20 protein-coding genes are annotated in these 23153 nt (G+C 36.7%); 9 read left to right on the top strand and 11 right to left on the bottom strand.

All coding sequences use genetic code 11. The features are described 5' to 3' along the window. Nucleotides 1–50: 50 nt before the first annotated feature. A complete protein-coding gene (locus tag ACFO5Y_RS02875; protein ID WP_209494306.1) occupies nt 51–572 on the bottom strand; it encodes an accessory gene regulator B family protein in 522 nt (173 codons plus the stop codon). 552 nt (nt 573–1124) lie between these two features. Between ACFO5Y_RS02875 and ACFO5Y_RS02880 the strand changes: the two genes are divergently transcribed. Next, nucleotides 1125–2162, top strand: coding sequence for a sensor histidine kinase (locus ACFO5Y_RS02880; RefSeq protein ID WP_197104111.1), 1038 nt, complete (start codon nt 1125–1127; stop codon nt 2160–2162). Beyond that, nucleotides 2155–2868, top strand: coding sequence for a LytR/AlgR family response regulator transcription factor (locus tag ACFO5Y_RS02885; protein ID WP_197104110.1), 714 nt, complete (start codon nt 2155–2157; stop codon nt 2866–2868). The genes ACFO5Y_RS02880 and ACFO5Y_RS02885 overlap by 8 nt, the downstream gene beginning before the upstream one ends. A gap of 103 nt (nt 2869–2971) precedes the next feature. Here ACFO5Y_RS02885 and ACFO5Y_RS02890 read toward each other — a convergent pair whose 3' ends face one another. Continuing rightward, entirely contained in the window at nt 2972–3784 is an 813-nt protein-coding gene (locus ACFO5Y_RS02890) for an APH(3') family aminoglycoside O-phosphotransferase (protein WP_197104109.1), read from the bottom strand. 239 nt (nt 3785–4023) lie between these two features. Between ACFO5Y_RS02890 and ACFO5Y_RS02895 the strand changes: the two genes are divergently transcribed. After that, the gene (locus ACFO5Y_RS02895; protein WP_197104108.1) at nt 4024–4770 is read left to right on the top strand and encodes an NAD-dependent epimerase/dehydratase family protein; all 747 of its coding nucleotides are present in this window, start codon (nt 4024–4026) and stop codon (nt 4768–4770) included. A gap of 40 nt (nt 4771–4810) precedes the next feature. On the opposite strand, the gene ACFO5Y_RS02900 is transcribed toward ACFO5Y_RS02895, so the two are convergent. The 3 genes from ACFO5Y_RS02900 to ACFO5Y_RS02910 all read right to left on the bottom strand — a co-directional run bounded on the left by ACFO5Y_RS02900 (nt 4811) and on the right by ACFO5Y_RS02910 (nt 7981). Further along, on the bottom strand, nt 4811–5503 hold the full coding sequence (locus tag ACFO5Y_RS02900; protein ID WP_197104107.1) for a DNA alkylation repair protein: 693 nt from the start codon (nt 5501–5503) through the stop codon (nt 4811–4813). A 109-nt stretch (nt 5504–5612) separates the two neighbouring features. Further along, the gene (locus ACFO5Y_RS02905; protein ID WP_197104106.1) at nt 5613–6164 is read right to left on the bottom strand and encodes a DUF7010 family protein; all 552 of its coding nucleotides are present in this window, start codon (nt 6162–6164) and stop codon (nt 5613–5615) included. A 113-nt stretch (nt 6165–6277) separates the two neighbouring features. Next, nucleotides 6278–7981 (bottom strand): ABC transporter ATP-binding protein, encoded by a 1704-nt coding sequence (locus ACFO5Y_RS02910; protein WP_197104105.1) that lies wholly within the window; start codon nt 7979–7981, stop codon nt 6278–6280. A gap of 219 nt (nt 7982–8200) precedes the next feature. Here ACFO5Y_RS02910 and ACFO5Y_RS02915 point away from each other — a divergent pair, with 219 nt between their 5' ends. The 4 genes from ACFO5Y_RS02915 (at nt 8201) to ACFO5Y_RS02930 (ending at nt 14189) form a co-directional block, all read left to right on the top strand. Continuing rightward, entirely contained in the window at nt 8201–9580 is a 1380-nt protein-coding gene (locus tag ACFO5Y_RS02915) for an ABC transporter permease (RefSeq protein WP_197104104.1), read from the top strand. Between the two features lie 24 nt (nt 9581–9604). Next, a complete protein-coding gene (locus ACFO5Y_RS02920) occupies nt 9605–11056 on the top strand; it encodes an ABC transporter permease (protein WP_197104103.1) in 1452 nt (483 codons plus the stop codon). Between the two features lie 106 nt (nt 11057–11162). Beyond that, on the top strand, nt 11163–12965 hold the full coding sequence (locus ACFO5Y_RS02925; RefSeq protein WP_197104102.1) for an ABC transporter substrate-binding protein: 1803 nt from the start codon (nt 11163–11165) through the stop codon (nt 12963–12965). Nucleotides 12966–13238: 273 nt separating this feature from the next. Further along, nucleotides 13239–14189, top strand: coding sequence for a LysR family transcriptional regulator (locus ACFO5Y_RS02930; protein ID WP_197104101.1), 951 nt, complete (start codon nt 13239–13241; stop codon nt 14187–14189). 82 nt (nt 14190–14271) lie between these two features. Here ACFO5Y_RS02930 and lepB read toward each other — a convergent pair whose 3' ends face one another. The 4 genes from lepB to mnmE form a co-directional block, all read right to left on the bottom strand. After that, nucleotides 14272–14799 (bottom strand): signal peptidase I, encoded by a 528-nt coding sequence (gene lepB / locus ACFO5Y_RS02935; RefSeq protein WP_197104100.1) that lies wholly within the window; start codon nt 14797–14799, stop codon nt 14272–14274. 145 nt (nt 14800–14944) lie between these two features. Next, nucleotides 14945–16858 carry a tRNA uridine-5-carboxymethylaminomethyl(34) synthesis enzyme MnmG gene (gene mnmG, locus ACFO5Y_RS02940; protein WP_197104099.1) on the bottom strand — a complete coding sequence of 638 codons (1914 nt, stop codon included), beginning with the start codon at nt 16856–16858 and terminating at the stop codon, nt 14945–14947. Nucleotides 16859–16871: 13 nt separating this feature from the next. After that, complete coding sequence (locus ACFO5Y_RS02945; RefSeq protein ID WP_197104098.1) at nt 16872–17360, bottom strand: NUDIX hydrolase; 489 nt, start codon at nt 17358–17360, stop codon at nt 16872–16874. Between the two features lie 22 nt (nt 17361–17382). Then, complete coding sequence (gene mnmE / locus ACFO5Y_RS02950; protein WP_197104097.1) at nt 17383–18762, bottom strand: tRNA uridine-5-carboxymethylaminomethyl(34) synthesis GTPase MnmE; 1380 nt, start codon at nt 18760–18762, stop codon at nt 17383–17385. Nucleotides 18763–19046: 284 nt separating this feature from the next. Between mnmE and treR the strand changes: the two genes are divergently transcribed. Together treR and ACFO5Y_RS02960 are read left to right on the top strand one after the other, a co-directional pair. Continuing rightward, complete coding sequence (treR, locus tag ACFO5Y_RS02955; RefSeq protein ID WP_138403788.1) at nt 19047–19772, top strand: trehalose operon repressor; 726 nt, start codon at nt 19047–19049, stop codon at nt 19770–19772. Between the two features lie 35 nt (nt 19773–19807). Continuing rightward, nucleotides 19808–21202 carry a serine hydrolase gene (locus ACFO5Y_RS02960; RefSeq protein WP_197104096.1) on the top strand — a complete coding sequence of 465 codons (1395 nt, stop codon included), beginning with the start codon at nt 19808–19810 and terminating at the stop codon, nt 21200–21202. A 165-nt stretch (nt 21203–21367) separates the two neighbouring features. Here the strand turns inward: ACFO5Y_RS02960 and ACFO5Y_RS02965 are convergent, their stop codons facing one another. Together ACFO5Y_RS02965 and ACFO5Y_RS02970 are read right to left on the bottom strand one after the other, a co-directional pair. Then, nucleotides 21368–21685, bottom strand: coding sequence for an anthrone oxygenase family protein (locus ACFO5Y_RS02965; protein WP_209494304.1), 318 nt, complete (start codon nt 21683–21685; stop codon nt 21368–21370). Between the two features lie 19 nt (nt 21686–21704). Next, nucleotides 21705–23033, bottom strand: a complete 1329-nt coding sequence (locus tag ACFO5Y_RS02970) for a GerMN domain-containing protein (protein WP_197104095.1) — start codon at nt 23031–23033, stop codon at nt 21705–21707. Nucleotides 23034–23153 lie beyond the last annotated feature (120 nt).

A 23153-nucleotide genomic window follows, 5' to 3' on the forward strand; every position in this document is an offset into this window, starting at 1 on the left:
GTTCAAGAAAACGCGATTTGCCTGGCTCAGGAAATCGCGTTTTTGTGGTCTTATTGGAACGCTATATGCACATAAGCTATACACATTAAGTTTAGTACACTTATAGCATATTTAGTTTGTGCTACAAATACTAATTTCACCCAACGGTAAATAATTGACTTAGAATCGACTACTAGGCGTATAATTAAAACTAGCGAAAAAAATATTAAATGCCTCACAAATTCATTATCCCAGGATACATATTTTATTCCGATAGCTTGCAAACAAAACATAATACCCGAATACAACATACAATATTCTGGTTTACTTGCATGAAAACCACCCACACACATTCTTAAAGGGATATACATAAAAAAAACAATAAACAATTCTTCAATTACGTTAAAAAATAGCCCGATTATCGCAGCAAGAATGAATCCTAGCAATTGAAAAATAATTATTGAAATACCAAGGGAAACACATTCAACCTCTACATCAGATAATGACATTGAACGACCTAATTGTTGTGATAATTTAGTAACCATCTTTATTTGAAAAATACTCCTCAATGTTTTTGCTTCGTTTTGGCTCATAAATAATTATAGAGCTCAAATTCTCAGTGACATTGAACTTCACAATAAACATTATTCCGATGTAACAAAACCTTAAGCAATATTTTAAGTATTTTTTCAATTACTCCCTCCTTTTTCATTTACTATAACCATCATATAACACTTATTTGTATAATTTCCCAGAATGTAACGAAACTCCCTTAATATGTAACGAGAATAAATTAATCTAATATATTCAAAAAAACATGTATAAATGTTAGTATAATATTATAGAATCATTAGGACATTTCATTCGGGAGGCTCAATTTGACTACATTTGATATTTTTTATTTATTGATTACTCCGATTTATGTTTATAATCTTTGGTCCTATTTCCAAGTGAGATTTGGGTCTAACTCTGAGTCTTTAGGGAAAAATTTATTTGTTTGTTTTATTAGTTATTTATTAATTAGTAGTGTCTATCTTTTTTTTGAAACTCCTCTATTAACCGTCTCAATCAATATTATGTGCATAATATTAATTTCAAGACTCTATATTAGTGAGATTTTTAAACAGATTAGCGAGAGTATCATCTTGTTAGCTCTTTTTATTATCATTGAACTTATTGTTGTTACCTTATTAAATATATATACAATAGATTTTCAAGATACATCGAGTTACCAATCAATCATGTCAGTCGTCTTTACCTACTTAGTTGAGTTTCTATTTATCAAATATTTACACCGCCGTAAATATCGCGCGCTACATAAGAATAAAAATATTTTTTTATACACCATCCAATTTATTATTCCATTGATTACTATTATCATTTTTTTACTTTTCTTATGGATTAATTTGTCTGGAACTATTTTGATGTCGCTAGCTCTATTCTTCCTCCTTATTAACATCATCTTATTCGAGCTTTATGATGCTTTGGCTAAGAGTTTTGACTTATTATCAGAACAACAAAACTTCAAGCAAGAACAGCTTGAATACGCCAGTCACTTAAGATTATTAGAATCTCATAACGAGGAATGGAGACAATTTCGTCATGATATTAAGAATCGTTTGACACCACTGTATGGCTTCATTCGTCAATATCCAAACTCGGAGCTTGAGAGTATCTTAATTGATATTGTTCCTGATAATTTACAGAAACCAGTTATCGAAACAGGTCATATTGCTATCGATGGTATAATCAATTCGAAGTTACATTCTGTTTCAGATAATGAGATTGAAGTAATAACGGATATCGTCGTTCCTAAGGATATTTATATTGATTCTATTGATCTCGCTGTATTATTAGGGAATTTGTTAGATAATGCGATTGAAGGGTGTTTGACAGTGGAAGCTAATCGGATAATTAAACTAAAAATATTGTTTGAAGGGAATCGACTCAAAGTAAGAATTGCTAACACCTTTGATGGTATCGTCAACAAGCAAGGCCAACAGATTCTGTCACGTAAAGATGACACGTCCATTCACGGCTTTGGTTTGAAGAGTGTGCAACGAATTGTTGAAAAATACCAAGGGTTACTAAAAATTGACCATACCCAAGAAACCTTTACCGTCTCAATCATATTGAATGAAACGCCCAGTGAAAACGTTGATAAGGAGGTAAAAGATGATTGAAATTCTGATATGTGATGATCAAGAAATCATTACTAAACAATTGAGTCAGCTCATTCAGGAATATACTCTACAGCACAAAACTTCTTTTTGGGTTAAAAGTTACCAGTCAGGTGAACAGTTAATCACATACCTTCAAAAAGAAGAGCCTATGAAGCGAATTATCTTATTAGATATTGAGATGCCTATAATGAATGGACTTGAAGTAGCTAAGTATATCCGTCATGATTTAAAAGATTATGCCAGTGAGATTATCTTTGTAACAGGAACGAATGGTTATGAGCGCAACTTATTTCAAGTTAAGCCTTCTGGCTTTATTCCTAAGCCCATCAAACGCACTCAATTATTCGAAACATTGGGTAGAAGTTACCAATTACTCGAAACACAATCTCCTTTCTTCAACTACAGCCAAAATGGAATAGATAAGTCGATTCTCTTAGATAATATTCTATATTTTGAAAGTCATGGTAGAAAGAAAGTCATCGTTTCCCAGCATCATAATGATTGGTTCTATGAAAATATGTCGCAACTTAATCAAAGATTGGAAGAATATCCACAATTCGTTCATTGCCATCGGTCATACATAGTGAATGTTAATCATGTTGTTCGAATAGATGGTTCAGATTTAGTTATGGAGAACAAACAATTAATCTCTGTGAAGCCTAAGGAGCGTGCAAGAGTTGAACACGTTCTGCTGGAATTGTTCTAGCTACAGATTAACTGAAGAAGTGGCTAGTTCTTTTTTGTGTTGTCGATAGCAAAAAGACCCCTCAAGCCTAATCTCTAGGGCTTAAGAATTCTCTCATCATCAACTAAAACAACTCATCCAATAAGATATAATAACGTAACTTATCCCAGTCAGGTTCTAATTCCAACTTCTCGAATAGTAAGTTGCTATAGTTTTCAATCTCTTGTTCAGTAAATTCGCGTAATACACCGAATTTTCCTTTTAGATTATTCAACAAACTGCGATAACAGATCGCAATATCCTGATAAATATCGGAGACGCCACTTTGCCCAAGGTCAATAAAGCCTGTTAAGTAGGAACCACTAGCAATTAGATTAGGTAAACTAAAATCTCCATGAGACAATACTAATTTCTCTTCTTCAGGACGATTATTATCCAACCAATCCCATAATGCCTCTGGGCTATTGAATCCATCTTCACCAAACGTTCCTTCCTCAGCATCATTCACATCAACCAAGTTCTTTTCTACACGCTCTTTTGCTGCTGCTAACTTGTCTTCTAACAATTGTGAACTGGGGCAATGTGTTATATCCACATTCCAAAGTAACTTAAGACTATCAGCTAACAACTCAATTAAATCCTCAGTCGATCGTCTGACAATGACTTCATAAGACGGATCTCCTTTTAATTTCTCCATTAATAAGTAGTTTATTCCTTCGACTTGAATATTTTCAAAAATTTCAGGTACTGGTAGATGATAATTATTCCACCAATTAAGCATTAGCACTTCGTTTTTAACTTCATCAGAAGATGATTCTATCTTAAGAACGCAATCATCTAAAATCATTTTCTTTGCCTTCGATTTACCTATCAAATCAATTTGAAAATTCTGGTTATCAATATATTTTCGGATTTCTTTGGGTATTACTAGATTCATCTCATCACTCCTCAATTCTATTCAATACTCTATTATATACATGTAATAGGAAAGCGATATCATTTTGTATTACTCTTGATTTTACACCATGGAAGTCATTTTGCAAATGGATTCGAATCTTTCATTACTTTTTTATAAACAAATTGTACAATATTCTTTTCTTCGCAAGTGTTTTTAATTGTATTTTTTGCACTATAAACGTAATCTTAAGTAACAATATAATAAAAGGAGACAATACTATGGCAAAGATACTCATAACTGGAGCAACAGGTACCATTGGTGTCGAATTAGCAAAGCACCTTATTACTAAACACGCGCTTACTTTAGTCGGACGTGATTTTTCTGACCTTCCTGATGATATTCAAAATAAAGCAACCATTGTTAAACGCGATTTACTTGAACCTGAAAATTGGAACGGCTTACTAGATGGCATCGAATATGTCATTCAATTGGCTGGTGAAGCTGATCAAGAGGCTGGTTTCTATGAGAGCTTGTTAGATTTGAACTACAAAATCCCACATAATTTGTATGACGAAGCAACACGCGCCAAGGATCTGAAGCGCATCATCGTCGCTAGTTCGATTCATATCGTTGATGGTTATCCAGACGGTGTTGAAGTCAAGACCACGGATCCAATCCGTCCTGCTAACTTATACGGCGTATCTAAAGCATACTTAGAAGGTTTAGCTGCTTACCATGCTTATTCAAATGGCATTGAATCTATTGCGATTCGGATCGCAGATTATAAAGTGAGCGACGATGAATTAGACGAAGAAGTTGATGAGTACGGCATGGCGATGTACTTATCTAAAGAGGATATGAATCGTCTTATAGATGGCTGTATCGAAGCAGAATTAAAAGAACCCTTCTTAATTGTTAATGGAGTCTCTAATAACACATTTACTCGCCTATCTAATGAAGAAGCAAGAGTCAATTTAGGTTACAACCCTCAAGATAATGCGTTCGAGAAGAAGAATATTTTTTAATCAACAAAAGACGTAGATGAAAATCTACGTCTTTTGTTGTCTACATATTTATATGTTTTGATGCTTCTCGAATTGATAAAGGAGCTAGTTCAGTCTGATACTGCCTAAGAAAATTCTTGACCCATTCTTCATTTATTCGCGCATAATCACGTAATGCCCAACCAATGGCTTTATTAATAAAGAATTCGTTGCTTCCTAAATTATTCATAATCGTTCGAGTCAGTAATTGAGTATCGGTTGCTTCCTTCATACTTAATTGATGAATAATCGCTACGCGTCGCAACCATAAATCATCTGATACACTCCATTCAATGATTGTTTCTTTTAACTCTGGATACTGTGTTTGAAGATAGCCCACTCTTTTCACTAAAGCATCCACAGAATCCCACCAGGACTTTGTTGTAATAAGTTTTTTCAAATGATTGATATCGTCTTTTTTCAAATAAGTTTGCATATCATTTAAATAGTCAGTGGCAACATATTGGAATTCACGTTCCTCCTGTTGCCAACATTCTTGGACGAAATTCCAATCGATAATAGGTGTATCTGGATTCACTTTAGACAGTGCTCGTGCTTCTTGTTTAGCTTCTTTGAAATACGGCTTTGCTATATTCCGACGTGCTACGCTTTTAAGACCTAAAAAAGGAAACTGATTTCTTAAGTACGCTGACATTGCTTGGGCATCGTCTGTTCGGTGGCCTTTCATCTCTGTGATTAATTGTTTAGTATCCATTATGAGTCGTACTCCTTTCAACAAATTTTTGATATATTCTCAATCTTGGAGGATGGATTTGAACTTTCTTTTAAATCCACATCTCATCACTTTCTTGCTCTTCCTCAAGTTAAATGATGTATCCTGATAGTAAGTATGATGCATTCATCAATAAGAGCCCCCCGGTTGCATAACAAGCTAGCCCAGCACTTTTAGCGGATATTATTAATTGATTGACTTTACCTTTACCATAAATAACGGCCAATAATACTGATAGAACAATCGGCATAATAATATAAGCAACTTCTTGATACAGCCAAGCATACATTAGAAAATGAACCGCACCTACGATGCTAAATATAAAAGGAATGATAGTATAGTGCTCTCTTTGGAACATAGCAATCAACAATGGTATTGCTAACAATTGACTCATCGCAATGATAATACTTAATGAATTTAAAATGCCCGTATCCGGTCGTAAGGTAAATGCACCAACAATATATAAAATGAGTAAAGCGATTGGTAAAGCAACTATTCCCTGAAACAGAGTGGCAATGGCTGCATAGTTTAATTTAATTTTTTGCCATAATACTCCGCATATTAACCATGTTATACCATAAGCGACAAGAAAAGGGGCACCTGAGTAATTTACTCTAGCAAGCTCTTCCAACAATTCAATCATAACTTTAGCTCCTTCCTAACTTTAAACAACGTCTCTATGACTTAATCCTACCTGATTGCGTTTAATTCACCTAATAAAAAACATCCCTACTTCATAAGTAAGGATGCCATATGTTAATAGTTAGCTACATAGTGTCCGGAAGTAACTTCTTTTAATGCTACAACTTCTTTATTTGGTTGCCACGCTTTTAGCGGATTAGAGTCTACCACCTTCGACTTCATCTGTGCATCTAACCTTGGAACAGCTTGAAGTAATTGTTGTGTATAGGGGTGTAGTGGATTCGCGTATAATTCGTTCGTTTCTGCTACTTCTACAATTTGTCCTTGTTGCATGACTGCTACTCGGTCACTAATTTGTTTCACGACTGCCAAATCATGAGCAATGAACAGATAAGTTAATCCTAGTCTGTCTTGCAGTTTCTTTAAGAGTTCAATAATTTGAGCTTGGATTGACACGTCTAAGGCAGATAAAGGCTCATCAGCCACAATAAAATCGGGCTCAACAGCTAACGCACGTGCAATCCCAATCCGTTGTCGTTGCCCTCCTGAGAACTCATGGGGGAAGCGTGTCGCAAAGTTTGGATCGAGCTCAACTAAGCGAAGCAATTCCTCCACTCGCGCCCGTCTTTCTTTCGAGTTCTTTACTAAACCGTGCGTGTCTAGAGCTTCTCCAATAATATCTTCGACTTTCATTCTGGGGTTTAATGATGCATAGGGATCTTGAAAGATTATTTGCATATCTTTACGGACTTTCAACATTTCAGCTTTGGTTAACTGTTGTAAATCAAACCCTTGGAAGATAATTCGTCCACTCGTTGGTTTATATAATTGAAGGATGGCACGCCCTAATGTGGATTTTCCAGAACCTGACTCGCCTACAAGCCCTAAAGTCTCTCCTTTATAAATATCCAAATTAACTTGATTGACAGCCTTTAATTGCTTCCCTTTACCAATATCAAAGACTTGTTCCAATTGCTCAACCGATATTAAAGGTTGAGCTTTATCTTTTTCTTGGGTATTTTTCTCTTCTTCGATTCTTGGGACGGCATCAAGTAATAGGCGTGTATATGGATGTTGAGGGTGATTAAAAATCTCATCAATCGGACCTTGTTCAACGATTTCACCTTTTTGCATTACAATGACTCGACTACAAATTTGTGCGACAACACCGAAATCATGTGTAATCAACACCACCGATAAATTCAATTCTTTTTGTAACTCTTTAATCAGTGCTAAGATTTGAGCTTGAATGGTCACATCTAAAGCCGTTGTTGGCTCATCCGCAATGAGTAAACTTGGATTCGCTGCTAAGGCAATCGCAATCATAATTCTTTGTCTCATCCCACCCGAAAACTCATGGGGATAGTGATTAAAGCGTGTTTGAGCATCTTTAATACCAATGGATGTCATCAATTCAATTGTCTTTTCTCGTGCTTGCTTTTTGCTCATCCGTTGATGCAAGCCAATCACTTCCACCACTTGATCACCAACAGTCATTGTTGGATTCAATGAACTTAATGGATCTTGGAAAATCATTCCAATATCTTCACCCAATATTTTACGTAAGGCTTTTGGTTTAATATCTAGGAGGTTGTGCCCTTTGAATTCAATCTCACTATCAGAATGAATGATGGCATTATCAGGTAATAGTTGGGTAATTGAACGGGCCGTCATACTTTTCCCACTACCTGATTCTCCGATAATCCCAACAATTTCACCTTTTTCTACTGAAAAGGAAATATTTTTTAATACTTCCTCTTGTTGGTCTTCACTTTCAAAGCTTAAGCCTAGTTGGTTGACCTTTAAAATATCAGACATTTACTCACTCCTATACTTCTTTATATACGTTGATATCTGTTAATACACAGCGATTATTATAACATAGCAACTATCCGAAAGAGGCGAGTAGATCAGACAACCGTCATTCAAAAATCCGAATGCTAGCCTTCGAAAATCCCCATGACTGGTTTTAGTCTTGAAGCGTTATACTAAATTAGTCTGATTCAATCCGTTATTTTTTCTTTGGAGGTGAAATATTTGAATCAATCTGAACAATGGTCTTTGATTTACCAACAAATGCAAAGACAATGGCTTTATAAGGTAGCCCTTTGGGTACTCGGCTTTCCTTTACATATTATCTTTTTCGTCCTTCAAATCGTAAATTACTTGAAGAACAGAGCCCAACCAGCCGTTGAGCGACTCTCTCAAACAGAGAAAGAAGCGATAAAACAACAATTATTAGAAGAAGAGCGTAATAAACAACGCTACTTCAACCAAAATATTAATAAAGAGAAAACTGAAAAAATCGTTGCTCAGCGATTAAATAACTATATTCAAACTTTAATCACTGAAGATGAAGATATTTCAAAAAGTGTCTCTCTTTCAGATATTTATTCTCAATGGGTTTCAACCCCAATCGGCTTTATTTCGAGTATTATGTTAGCTTTACCGATGTATCTATTAATGACAATTTACCGTTTTCCAATTATTAGATATATTGCTGAAAGACTATTCTTAATGGTCTTTGTTATCTTTGGGGTGACTTGGATTGTCTTTACTTTACTTTATTTTTCACCCTCAGATCCAGCCCAAAATATATTAGGTATTCAAGCAACACCAGAGCAAATTGATAATTTCAATGTGCTTCATGGCTTAGATGATTCTTATTGGGTTCAGCTCCTACGAACAATTAAAGGGGTTGTAACCTTTGATTTAGGCTTCACATATGTAGGGAATGAATTGGTTATTGACGCTTTAATACGCCGTTTCCCTATTACTTTACAAGTTACTTTCTTCTCTTTAGCTATTTCATTAGTTATTGCGATTCCTGCTGGTATTTATTCGGCGGTGAAAGTGAATTCTTTATTTGACCAGTTCTTTATGTTCATTGCTTTAATCGGTCTATCGATTCCAACATTTTGGTTAGGTTTAATATTTATCTTAAACTTTTCAATTCGTAACCGTTGGTTGCCTGCAACCTTTAATCCGGACAATCCGTGGTCACTACTGATGCCTGCAATTGTCTTAGGTACAAGCTTAGCTGCTTCTGTTGCAAGGATGACACGGGCTTCGACTTTAGAAGTGATTCATGAAGATTACCTTCTAACAGCCAGGTCAAAAGGAATGTCGAATTGGCGCATCATCTGGCGCCACATTATTCCTAACGCCCTCATTCCAGTTATTACGGTGATTGGTCTGCAATTTGGTGGGATGTTAGGTGGCTCAGCCGTTACCGAACAAGTTTTCAATATTAATGGGGTTGGTAGTTATATTGTAGAGAAACAATTTGTGCCGGATATTCCAGCTGTTTTAGGTGGGGTTATCTATATCGCGATTATTGTATCTTTAGTCAATTTAGTCGTTGACCTACTGTATGCACTTATTGATCCACGTATTCGAACAACGTTAAAAAATTAAGCTTAGATAGAAAGGAGTTTGGCTTTGATTCAATCTTATTCATCGGTTGTAAAACGCTATTTACGTTTTGCTTCAACACTTTCGATCGTCTTCTCATTAGCGGTCGTGTTATTTACATATTTAAGACAAGGAACAGATTGGAGTTTAGTGACTATCGGCTTCGCCCTTACTCACCTGATACTCAGCTTCATAAACTTCTTTATTGCCAGACGCATTCAAAACAATGGAAAAGTTCATCCTATGCACCGCGTATGGGGCTTTGTCCTTATGTTATCCGTCTTATTAGGGAATCCATTTAATTTTATTACGGGGATGTTCTTAGTATTACGCAAACTCATGTCGTATCAAATATATTTAATCTTCGCAGTACTCGTTGACTTAACGATTATTGTGACAACAAGTTTAAACTTTTTCAAACCTACAATGAGCCCGACATTTATTATCGGTTTAGTCTTATTGGGCTTCAGTTTACTCTTTCATTGGGGACTTGCTCTATTTAGTGCTCACTTGAAAAACGTGTCTAAAACTCAGTTATATATTATTATCGCCTTACTTGTAGTCACTTCATTCAGTGGAAATTTATTAAGTTTGATTGCTGCTTGGTTAATCTGGCGAGAACATCATAATCAAGCAAATGTGCGCCGCCGCAGTGTCTTTTCAAACATTTCTCGTCATGAAGTCGCAATCTTTGGGCTTTATATTATTACCTTTATATTCGCCATGGCGATGACAAGTTACTTAACCTTTGAGTATAGTTACGCCGTAGAAAATAATTATACGGCGATTTTACAAGCACCAAGTATGACGTATCCTTTAGGAACCGATAATTTCGGGCGCGATGTCTTTTCACGCATGGTCTTTGGTGGTCGGATTTCTTTATTAGTTGGGGTCTTGGCTACTTTAGCGCCTCTACTAATTGGTGGTTTCCTAGGTGCAGTCTCAGGTTATTACTCACACCGCGTTGACCAAACAATTATGCGTTCCTTGGATGTCTTGTACGCGATTCCTGGTATTTTACTGGCGATTACGATTGTGACGGCTTTTGGGACATCGACTCAAAACTTAATTCTTGCTTTGAGTATTGGTGGCATTCCTGGTTACGCCAGAACAATGCGGGCTAACGTGCTTCAAGTGAAGCAATTAGAATATGTTGAAGCTGCCCACGCCGTTGGGGTCAGTGATGTAAAAATCATTTTAAAACATATTATTCCTAATGCGAGTGCCCCTATGATTATTCGATCATCGCTTACTGTCGCGACGGCAGTTATTTCAACAAGTAGTTTAAGTTATTTAGGTTTAGGGGTTGAAAGTCATATTCCTGAGTGGGGTAACATCTTACGTATCGGAAGTGACTATCTAGAAACACAACCTTACTTAGCTATCTATCCAGGTTTGGCTATTATTGCCTTAGTTTTATCATTTAACTTCTTAGGAGACGGCTTACGTGATGCTTTAGATCCTAAGATGACTCAATAACACGTAAGCATTTTATGAAGAAAGTTGGTGAGCTGTATCGATGAACACAGATGAAGATTGTTGTAAGTGTCGTAAATATTCAAAGCAAAATAAAAGGAGATTTTTCATGAATAAAATTTTAAACAAATTATTTTTAACAGCCTTAGTATTAGTTGGAGTAGTCGCTCCCGTCGCAACTACTGTACAAACTGCCAATGCTCAAGAAGCTATTCCCATTACTATCTTAGCTCAATCAGCATCCGAACAAGATGTTAATATTGTCCGTGACCAATTAACTCGTGCTGGATTCCAAGTTGAGACAAGTTTACAACCGGATTATGCAAGTTTTAATGCTCAAAAAGAAGCAGGAAATTATGACTTAGCTATCTCAAGTTGGACGACCGTTACAGGGAACCCTGATTACGCTGTTCGTTCATTATTTAAATCAGATGGGGATAACAGTATTATGAGTAACCCGGAAGTGGATGAGTTAATTGAACAAGCAGCAACGGAAACACCGGAAGAATATGTGAACACGTATACTGAATTCGAGAATCAATTAGTGACTGAAAATGCGTATATCGTGCCATTATATACATCATTAAAAGCACAAGCCTTTAATCAAGAAGTATTAAACCCAGATTCAATTCGTTTGTCTAAATCGAGAGCTTTTGCTTGGGAACCTGTATCATATGTTGATGAAAGTCTACATGCAGAACGCCCGCTTCTATTAACACAAACGTCATCACAATTAACTTCATTAGACCCAATTAAAGGGAATGATGGAAGTATTAACCAGTTAAATACAAATATGTATGTGCGTTTAATTAACTTAACTGATGATGATCAAATTACATCTGAAAATTCTTTAAGTTATAACCACGCCATTGCAGATGGAAACTCAGAGTATTACTTCATCTTACGTGATGATATTAACTTTGCTCAAATCGAAGACGGTGCAGCGGTTGATACAGGTGATTTAGTATCGGCTGAAGATGTTGTTTACTCACTCAATCGTGCAAAAGACCCTAATTCAGTTCCAGATCACCGTACGTATAGTTTACATGAGCATATTGATGAAGTTTCAATTGTAGAAGATGTCGCTGAATTAGAAGAAGCGACACTTTCTGGGAGTGACTCATCTGTAAAAGAAGCTTTAGAAGAAGGCTTAGAAACACCTATCTCAGCTGTTGTTGCTTCTGAAGATGAGGTCGATAATGCGAATGGTAATTACCAAGTCGTTAAATTAACAACAACACAACCATTCCCACAAGTATTAAATTACTTAGGTCACCAATCAGCAGGTATCGTGTCAGAACAACAAGTAGAAGCAATAAATACTTATGACATCGAGTCTTATGATGTAAACTCAGACATCGCTTATGGAGACCAACGTGCTGTCACTGAAGGTGGCTCTTATGATAACCACCTATGGGCAAGTGGTCCTTACATCATGGTTGATAAAAATGATTACCAAGCAAACTTTGTTAAAAACCCAGCATACCGTCCTGATACAGATGCAGATGCAAACATTGAACAAGTAACTGTTCGCTTTATCGCTGATTCAAGTAGTGCTTTATCTGCATTACGTGCGAACGAAGTTGATCTGTACTATGGTTTAGGTGAAGTTGATTACCCAATTGTTGAGAATGAGCCAAGTTTAGCACTCCAATCAATTCCAAGTAATGCGGTAACTTACATGTTGTTCAACGTCAACACACCCGGTCGCCCTGTATCAGATAGTGCTGACTTAAGAAAAGCAGTTCTTTATGCTATCAACCAAGAAGAAATTAATGCTGCTTACCAAGGATTAAAATTACCAGCTTACTCAACATTATCGCCACTTGTTGAAACTGGAAATACATTAGTCGCTGACCAAGCAAAAGTAGAAGAGTTTAGAAACAATTACTTAAATTCAGCTACTGAATAAAATAAATTAGCCCTCAACTACCATGTAAATAGGGTGGTTGAGGGCTTTTTCTGTGGAATGATTTCGTGTTTATCTCGAGGTCGTTTTGAAAATGAATGCGGGTTTACAGTTTTTCTCAAGTTTTTTCATTAAAATTTTATATAGTCATTTAACATTTACAACAAATTGCGGTATGATAATTACCATTGAAAGATTTATTACGGTATATTTAATTATCGTATCCAAATCCAACTTAGAGAGCATTTCTATAGTTTCAGAAAGGAACGGATGTATTTGAATATACAGCAATTAAAGTATTTAGACTATATTGAAAAAACCGGATCGATTAACCGCGCAGCTGAGTTGTTATTTGTATCCCCTTCAACCATATCAGTCTCACTTAAAGAACTCGAGGCTGAAGTCGGTCAACAATTGTTTACCCGTTCAAGTAGCGGAATGACCACAACACATGAAGGGCATGAATTTATAACTCAAGCTCGACAAGTCTTAAGCCAACTTGATGTCATGCGCGATTTGTTTGTTAATAATGAGTCGGAACGTCAATTCTTTTCTGTCTCAAGTCAGCATTATGACTTCGCTTCAGAAGCTTTCAGTAAATTCATTAATGAACATCCAGGTGAACGCTTTGTCTACCGCTTCTTTGAAGTAGATACCTATTCGGTCATAAAAAATGTTTCGCAAAATGTTAGTGAAATTGGCTTTGTTTACTTAAGTGAATTTAACCGCCGAATGTTAACTCGCCTATTTGAACAAGAAAATCTACAATTTCATGTGATGTGGGAATTCCAGCCACATGTCTTTATTCGAAAAGACCATCCTTTAACTGAATTTGAAAGTATTAAACATAAGGATTTAATGGATTATCCTGCGATAACATTCGAACAAACAGAACATCAAAACGACTTCTTAACTGAACACCCCTTAGAGGTTCAAGCAAATGATCAAAAGGTTGTTGTAAGTGACCGGATGAGTGCGATTAATATCATTACAGGGTCAAATGCTTATTTAACAGGTTCAGGCATTATGACCAACCGCATCACTGACTCTTATGTTACGTCGATTCCTTTAGAAAGTTCAGAAAGTCATCATATTTGCTGGATTGCTCCCAAAAACCAAGAATTATCAACAAATGCCCAAAATTATTTGAAGATAGCTGATCAAATACTGTGTGAACGTGTTAAAAACTTGGAAAGTGTTCACTCATCAGATATTTATACAATTTAACCGATTAAAATTACCATTTACACAAAATTAACCACCTTCATTAAACGGTTTAAACACGTCTAGTGAAGGTGGTTAATTCTATTTAATCAGTTTCATCGACAGTTCCAAAGGTATTTAATGGCCAAAATCTGAATAATATTTCAGCATTAATTGATTCTTCAGGAATCGGTCCAAACTCGGTACTATCGAACGAATGATTTCGGTTATCTCCCATAACAAAGTATTCCCCTTCAGGAATTGTTAATGGAGCAAAATCAACGGTATTCGTATTATTCTGACGAGTTTCTTCAGATAAGTAAGTTTCTGATAATGGTTCGTCGTTAATATAAATCACATCATCTTCGGATGAAATTGTGTCTCCAGGTAAGCCAATCACACGTTTAATGTATTGCTTTCCTTCCTCAGTCGGCGAATCAAGTATCACGATATCGAATCGATCCACATTGAACATATTTGCACCGAATAATCGGTCGCCGTGTGCTAAAGTATAGTTCATCGAAGGACCATCGACTTCAAAGGGTGTAAATACAAATAATCTTAGTAAAACCATTCCAACGATGAGTAATAAAAATAAGCCATTCTCTTTTAAAAAACGTTTAATACTGTTCATGATAATCTCCTAGCAAATAACTATAATAAGAATATTATACATCCCATATAAATACTTAACAACCTTTGGGCCTAAAGCTAAAGATTTCTTAAAAAATATGGAGGTAACACGCTGAATCCTCAGTGTGTCGCCTCCATTTATAATGTTATGATGCTGTTGGTTCGCCAACACGTTTAATTTTTCCTTGTTGGATATAAACAGAAAGGATCGCAATGTCTGCTGGGTTTACCCCACTCACACGGCTTGCTTGTCCTAAAGTGCTTGGATTGATAAGTTTTAATCGTTCTCTTGCTTCATTTGCTAAGTTCCCGATTGCATCCCAATCAATGTCTTCTGGAATTTGTTTTTCTTCCATGGCACTCATTTTTTCTACTTTTCGAACAGCTTTATTGATGTAACCTTCGTATTTAATTTGAATTTCAACTTGTTCACCAACTTGACGGTTCAATGGTCCTCCTTCACGAGGAATTAATGTCACTAAGTCAAAGTAACGAATTTCTGGTCGTTTTAATAAGTCGCTTGCTAAGATCCCATCTTTTAATAAGGCTGATCCAACGCGTTCGAATAAATCAACTAAACCTTCCGTATGTGGTGTTAAGCGGATTTTGCTTAAGCGTTCTAACTCTTGATCAACGAGTGCTTGTTTCGCTTTGAAAGCTTCATAGTGGTCTTCAGATACTAAACCAATCTCATATCCAATTTCAGTTAAGCGCATATCAGCATTATCATGACGTAATAATAAACGATATTCCGCACGTGATGTAAGTAAACGATAAGGTTCTGTTGTCCCTTTTGTTACTAAGTCATCAATCATCACACCGATATAAGCTTCATTACGTTTTAAGATGAGCGGGTCTTTTCCTTGGACTTTACGTGCTGCGTTAATACCAGCCATAATTCCTTGACCTGCTGCTTCTTCATAACCACTTGTTCCGTTCATTTGACCTGCAGTAAATAAACCAGGTAATGATTTCACTTCAAGTGACAAGTCTAATTGATGTGGTATAACGACATCATATTCAATCGCATAGCCTGGACGCATCAGTTTCGCATTTTCCATACCTTTTACCGTACGTAACATCTCAACTTGAACTTCCTCTGGCAATGATGTTGAAAGGCCTTGAACGTACATTTCTTTCGTGTTTGCGCCTTCTGGTTCAATGAAGATTTGGTGACGTGGTTTGTCACTGAATCGAACGATTTTATCTTCGATAGATGGGCAATAACGAGCACCAACACCTTCAACCATTCCACTAAACATTGGGGCACGGTGTAGGTTTGCTTGAATAATTTCGTGTGTTTGGGCATTCGTATGCGTTAACCAGCACGAAACACTTTCTTCTTTAAAGTCTTCATCAGGTGTTAAAAATGAGAAGTGATTCGGCATTGTATCACCAGGTTGCTCAACAGTATCTTCAAACGTTACTGAATCAGCATGAATTCTTGGCGGTGTTCCTGTTTTGAATCTCGCTAATTCAACACCTAATTCCAGTAAGTTCTCAGATAATTTGATCGAAGGTAATGTATTATTTGGACCGGATGAATAATCTAAATCACCAATAATAATTTTACCACGTGAAGATGTACCGGCTGTTAATACAACAGCGTCAGCTAAATACTTAGCACCTGAGTTTGTAATAACACCTTTTACTTGGCCATCTTCGACATATAATTCTTCAACCATTCCTTGTTTAAGTGTTAAGTTTTCTTCTTCTTCAAGAACTTGACGCATGTTTTTTGCATATGTTTCTTTATCTGCTTGGGCACGTAAAGCTTGTACTGCTGGGCCTTTACTTGTATTTAATAAACGCATTTGAATGTAGTTTCTATCGATATTGCGCCCCATTTCGCCACCCAGTGCGTCGATTTCTCGAACGACTACCCCTTTGGCTGGTCCACCAATGGATGGATTACACGGCATAAACGCAATCATTTCTAAGCTTAATGTTAATAAAAGTGTTTTAGATCCCATACGGGCTGCTGCTAAAGCGGCTTCTGATCCAGCATGTCCTGCTCCAACAACAATAACATCATATTGTCCTGCTTCATATATTTGCATAATTAACTCCTTTCTAGTCTTTCTTCTCTTCTTTAAATTCAACGGTATGTTCGGTTAATTCGCCATTTGTATCATAAGTAAATTTTGCTGAGAAATATGGTGTATGTTTCACTAACCAATCTAAGTAAATGTAATCCCCTTCCCAAGTCGGTTTTGACATGACTTGGTCATAAGGAACCCATTCCAGTGTTCCTTCATCGCATTCTTCAAGGAGTTCGCCTTCGAACTCAGTCACGACATAGACAAAACTATACCAATCTTCACCATCATGTTTGAAATCTGGAAATGTAATAAAGCCTCTTAAATCAAGTTTTGTAGCGGTCAAGCCTGTCTCTTCTTTAATTTCACGGATGGCGCATTCTTCAGGTGTTTCACCTGCTTCAAATTTACCACCGACACTAATCCATTTTCCTTCATGAATGTCATTCGGCTTTTTATTGCGATGCAGCAGTAAAATCTCTGATCCATTATCGAGATAACAAATAGTTGATAGTTTTGTCATGATTTTGTCGTCCTTTCTACCTTTACTTACCTAAACAGAATTGGCTAAATAATTTATTTAATAGTTCGTCTTGGACAGAATCTCCGGTAATTTCACCAAGTAAATCCCAAGCACGTGTGAAGTCCATCTGAATTAAATCAACAGGCAACATCATCTCAGTTGACTCAAGCACTTCATCCAGTGAGCTAATTGCTTGGCGTAGTAATTGTGTATGACGTGTGTTCAGTAAATAGTTCACGTCACCAGACTTGATTTCACCACTGAAGAATCTTTGTTCAATTTGAGCTTCTAACTCATCAATCCCAGATTCTTCAAGCATCGATGTTGCGATTAAATCGGCATCTTGAATGTAAGGTTCTAAGTCAGCGTGAGTTAATTTAGGCTCTAAATCTTGTTTATTTAATAAAATAATGCGATTTTGATCCTTAGTTAATTCTAGGAGTTCAATGTCTACTTCTTGTAAGGCTTGCGCTTGGTTTAAGATTAGAATCACTAAATCTGCTTCTTCCATAACTTTACGACTGCGTTCAACACCAATTCGTTCAACGACTTCATCAGTTTGGCGAATTCCAGCTGTATCGATAAGTCGAAGTGGTACACCACGAACGTTAACGTATTCTTCAATCGTATCACGCGTTGTTCCTTCAATATCAGTTACAATTGCCTTCTCTAAACCAGTTAATCGGTTTAATAAGCTTGACTTACCAACGTTTGGACGTCCGATAATCGCAGTATTAATTCCATCACGGAATAAACGGCCGTGTTGCGCTTGATGTAAGATTTTTTGGATTTGTTCCTTCACATGTACGGCTGTTTCATTCAGTTGCTTCAATGACATCTCTTCGACATCATCGTATTCTGGGTAGTCAATTGTTACTTCCACTTGTGCGAGTGTGTCTAACATTTCCTGACGTAATGAACGTATTTTAGTTGAAAGACTTCCTTGTAGTTGGTTCATTGACGCATCCATCGCTTTATCCGTCTTCGCTTGGATTAAATCCATCACTGCTTCTGCCTGTGATAAATCAATACGACCATTTAAAAATGCACGCTTCGAAAATTCTCCTGGCTCAGCCAATCTCGCACCATTCGCTAAGACTACTTCAAGTACTCTTTGAATGGCCATAATCCCACCATGTGAGTTGATTTCAACACTATCTTCCGTTGTATAAGATCTTGGTGCCTTCAATACACTCACCATCACCTCATCAATGACTTTTCCTGTTTCAGGGTCAATGATATGGCCATAGTTAATTGTATGCGAATCGACGTTATTTAAGTTCTTACCTTTGAAGATTTTACTCGCAATCTCAATTGCTTCATCTCCACTCAATCTCACAATGCCAATCGCACTTTCTCCCAGTGCTGTAGCAATAGCTGCAATGGTATCTGTTGTATACATTGAATGACTCCTTTCTAATTTTGCTCACAAAAAAAATGCCTAAACTCCCCCTATATGCATGATTTCTCCATGTTGATATACGGTTCGTAAGCACTTTGACTGCTACTACATTCAATTTCTTTAGCATTATACAAGATTCATTTGAATATTGCAAATGGTTTTGATAGGTTGGGGTGAGAAATTTTATCTTATTTACACTGCCTCCCCAACTCTCACCTGAATATCATTTACCTTCCTATCAGTAGCGTGATAGAATAGGGTTGATTAAAGAAGAGGTGAGTTTTATGAATAAGTTTGAATATATATACCTAGATATTGAAAACAAAATAAAAGAAAACATTTATCCAGTGGGGTCTTTACTTCCAGGTGAAACTTCACTCGCAACAGAGTATAATGTTTCTCGTGAGACGATTCGTAAAGCGCAACGGATGTTATCAGATAATGGATTTATCTTTAAAAAACAAGGACACGGGTCCATTGTTTTAGATTATCGACGTTTCGCTTTGCCAATTAGTGGTTTAGTGAGTTATAAAGAATTAAGTGAGGAAAATAATCTCGCCAGTACGACACAAGTTATTAAAAATGATATTATTCCTGTTCCAGATTTTATATTAAATGATGTAAAAATGAGTTCCAAAGAGAAGTTTATTCACTTAATTCGAACACGCTCAATTGCTGGCGAAGTCGTGATTATCGATGAAGATTATATTCGTCAAAGTATCGTGTCTGAAATACCAAACCAAGTAGCAGAAGATTCCATCTATCAATACTTTGAAGGCGATCTTGGTCTAGAAATCGGCTTCGCATCGAAAGAATTTATCGGTGAACCCGCCGATGATTTAGATATTAAATACTTAAAAATTAAACCAGAAGACTACACAATCACAGTGAGGAGCCAAGTATTTCTAAAAGACGCGACGTTTTTTCAATATACGATTTCACGTCACCGAATTGACCGCTTTCGTTTTCAAGAGTTCGCTCCGCGTCATAATCGGTTTATAAATCCGTGATATAATGAATGAATATCGCTTAAAGGAGTTAATGAATGCAAAATAATCAAAATTTGCGGTGGGGTCTAATTATCCTCATTGTAATAGGCTTTACTTTTATTTTATACCTTAATTACGACAGTAATGGAGAAGCCCCAAGTAAAACATCTACTCAAGAAGTGTCGTCTCAACCCAATCAATCTAGTGAAGAAACGATTGCAAACTCTAGTGAAGCGAGTTCTCAAACGGATGAATCAGAGCAAGAGAGTGAAAGTGACGTGGAAAGGACACTAGATGTAGATACAACCAACCAAAGTAATCGTGTTGCGGTTGTTCCAAGCCAAAGTAGTGAAGAAAGTGAGTCTTCTACTGAAAATAGTTCAGACGAAGAAGGTACTGAAACATCATTGAGCAGTTCCGAGAGCGAAAGCCAAGAAGAGAACGAGACAAGTGAATCTGATTCCGAAGCAATCGTCGCATCATCTGAAAGCAGTTCTGAAGATGAAAACACCGAGGAAGACGAGACAAGTGAATCAGAATCCGAAGCAAGCAGCGCATCATCTGATAGCAGTTCTGAAGATGAAAGCCAAGAAGAAGACGAATCGACAGAAAGTTCTTCAGAATCAGAGCTTACTTTTGACGACATCTATCAAACTGATTTGATGGAAGAAAATGGAATTGAACCTTTAGACTTAGACGCCTATGAAAATATGGCTGATGTCATAGACCAAACACTTACTGAGTTTAACGTCAACTCTTCTGAAATTAGTTTAGCTTATTATAACTTCCACAATGAGGAACATTACTATCTGAACGAGAATGAATTATTTACTGCAGCAAGTATAACGAAAGTTCCACTGTCTGCCTTATATATTGATTTAATCAACTCAGGTGAGTATCAATTAGATAGTGAACTTGATTACAGTGAAGCCTTATTTGAAGCCGGGGCTGGAAACATTACAAACGGTCCTTTGGAAAACAGTTATAGGATAGAGGAACTGATTACAGAAGCAGTCACTCATTCAGATAATACTGCAATGAATATACTTAAAGCCGAGTACGATAAAGAATTCGGTAATTTCCGCGAAGATATTTTAACGTTTGCTGGAATTGATGAGAAACCAGAAGACTTCTTAAACAATAATCTAAGTTCAGCTTATATTACTGAGCAAGTATTAATTAAAATTGCTCAAGATGAATCCTACAGTGACTTGATTAACTTAATGTTTGAAACAAGTCCGGCCCAATTGTTCACGTCATATGTTAATAATGAGATGATGGCGAATAAATTTGGTCGCTATGAGCAAGCAGTTAACGATAGTGGAATCTATTATGAAAATAATCAGCCCCAGTACGCTTTAGTCGTTCTTTCCGATAATATTAATCAAGCTGATCAATTTCTAGAAGTAATGAACTTACGAGTGAATCAATGGTTTAGAGCACATAATTAATGCAAATAAAAAGTGGGTTTGGACAATTTCCAAACCCACTTTTTTAATAGAATAATTCAAGCAAAATAATTGTTGAAGCTAGCAAACCCATAATAGCTCGAATCGTATTCCAGCGAGTCCACTCACTAACAAATTCTTGCCAACTGGTCTCATCGGCTTCATTCATCAGTCGATTGTTCCAGGGAACATTTTCACAATGGTTTCTAAAAAGCTTCCGATAATATGTAGTAAACTACCCAGCCCAAACAAGGTAGAATTTATATTCATCAAAACCATGGCGACCGCTAGTAAAGGAGATCCAAAGAACAACAGGAAAAACAGACTGTTCTGTATTACATTATTGATTTGATTCATTATTCGAATACCAATACGAGCATCCTCTTCTTGCTTTAGCACAGGCATAATAGTATTAGAAAAAGTAAAATACAATCCACTGATAGTTGTGTTAAATAGAATAAACATAATTACGATTATGTTAGACATCATTTGCTCCTATCCACTGTTAAAGTGATTCTGAACCGGTCGTTGTTTGACTTTCATCTGTAGTTGCAGACTCATCCATTGATGAAGCGTTCGATGTTGACTCTCTTGATTCAACTGACGCATCGACTGTCTCTAAAGGAGTCGTTATTGTACTCACTTGATAAATCCCATTCGTAGGGTATTCAAGCGTATCTGGTAACATACCACTATTATTCACTGTTAAACGTACTTGATCCGCATTAAAGAAATTCCCTAGTGTCGTTACAATTGAAGCAATCACTGCTTGTTCTGAAGCTTCATGGCTATTCAATACAGCTACCACCCCAGGTGAGAAGTCAATGATGACAACTCCTTCATCTAAAGTGACCGATTGGACTGTAATCGTATCATCTAGAATACCCATCTCTTTAAACATACTGTCAAAAGCACTTGCAAAATTCCCGTTCGTTTGCCATGAGAATGCTGCTTGCCCAGGCTCAACCATCGCATCATCCGTTGTCGGCAGCATCACTTCAACATTATTGATAATACGGTTCTCATGATAGATTGCTTGTGCTTGCCATACTTGCGTCACCGTCCCCGCATCGTCGGCTTCAACGGTCGCTACGACACCTTCATTTTGGGCGTAATATTCAATTAAAGTACCTGATTCAAGTGTTGAAGTAACTTCGATCACATTCTCTAACTCCAGATCTCTTATCGTTGCTTGGCTATAGATCGCAGTAATCTCACTTGTTGTCGTTGCATCACGTTGCCAACTTGTACCAACTTGCAGGGGTGCTTGTAGCAAGAGTTCAGATTCCTGAGTCGCTTGGTTAGCCATCCCTGTTAGATGGTTCACATATGGATTCATTTCTGAACTTTCTTCTAGGCGAGTGATTTGTGAATTTCCCCAACTAAAGATATTCACGATGGGCGCTTGATCTGTTATCCGCGTCTCCACTTGCATCATGTTCAATGTTTGGTCCACGAAGTCAGGGTAGTCAACACGTGACGTCTCCCCATTACTATATTGCTTAATTTGATACATAACATTTGGTAAGTAATCTTCAATATTTAACTGAACGGCGTCTTCTAAAGCTACCCAATCACTCGTATCGAAGCTTGTTAGGATCTGACTGTTACTTGCTTCATCAGGTTCTTGGCTTTGAGTGTCCTCACCTTCTGCTGAATTGGTTTCACTTTCAGTACCTTCTGTACTTTCATCTTCTGTTTGGTTACCCTCTAGACTTTGACGTTTCTCTTCTATAATACTTTGGTTCTCTTCGCTTAAGTTAATCATAGGTTCACTTGCACATCCGACGAGCAAGAAAGCGATTGAGCTTAAAATAAGTTGTTTTAATTTCATATGTATTCACATTCGTCTCCTCAAAATATTAATTTCATTATAGCATAGTCTTCTTCATTGAGTAGAGTGTTGTGAGGAATTTACCAGATAATTTTATAGTAATAAAGTTTTATATTCATT

The sequence above is a fragment of the Ruoffia tabacinasalis genome (assembly GCF_042652985.1).
GTDB classification, from domain to species: Bacteria; Bacillota; Bacilli; order Lactobacillales; family Aerococcaceae; genus Ruoffia; species Ruoffia tabacinasalis.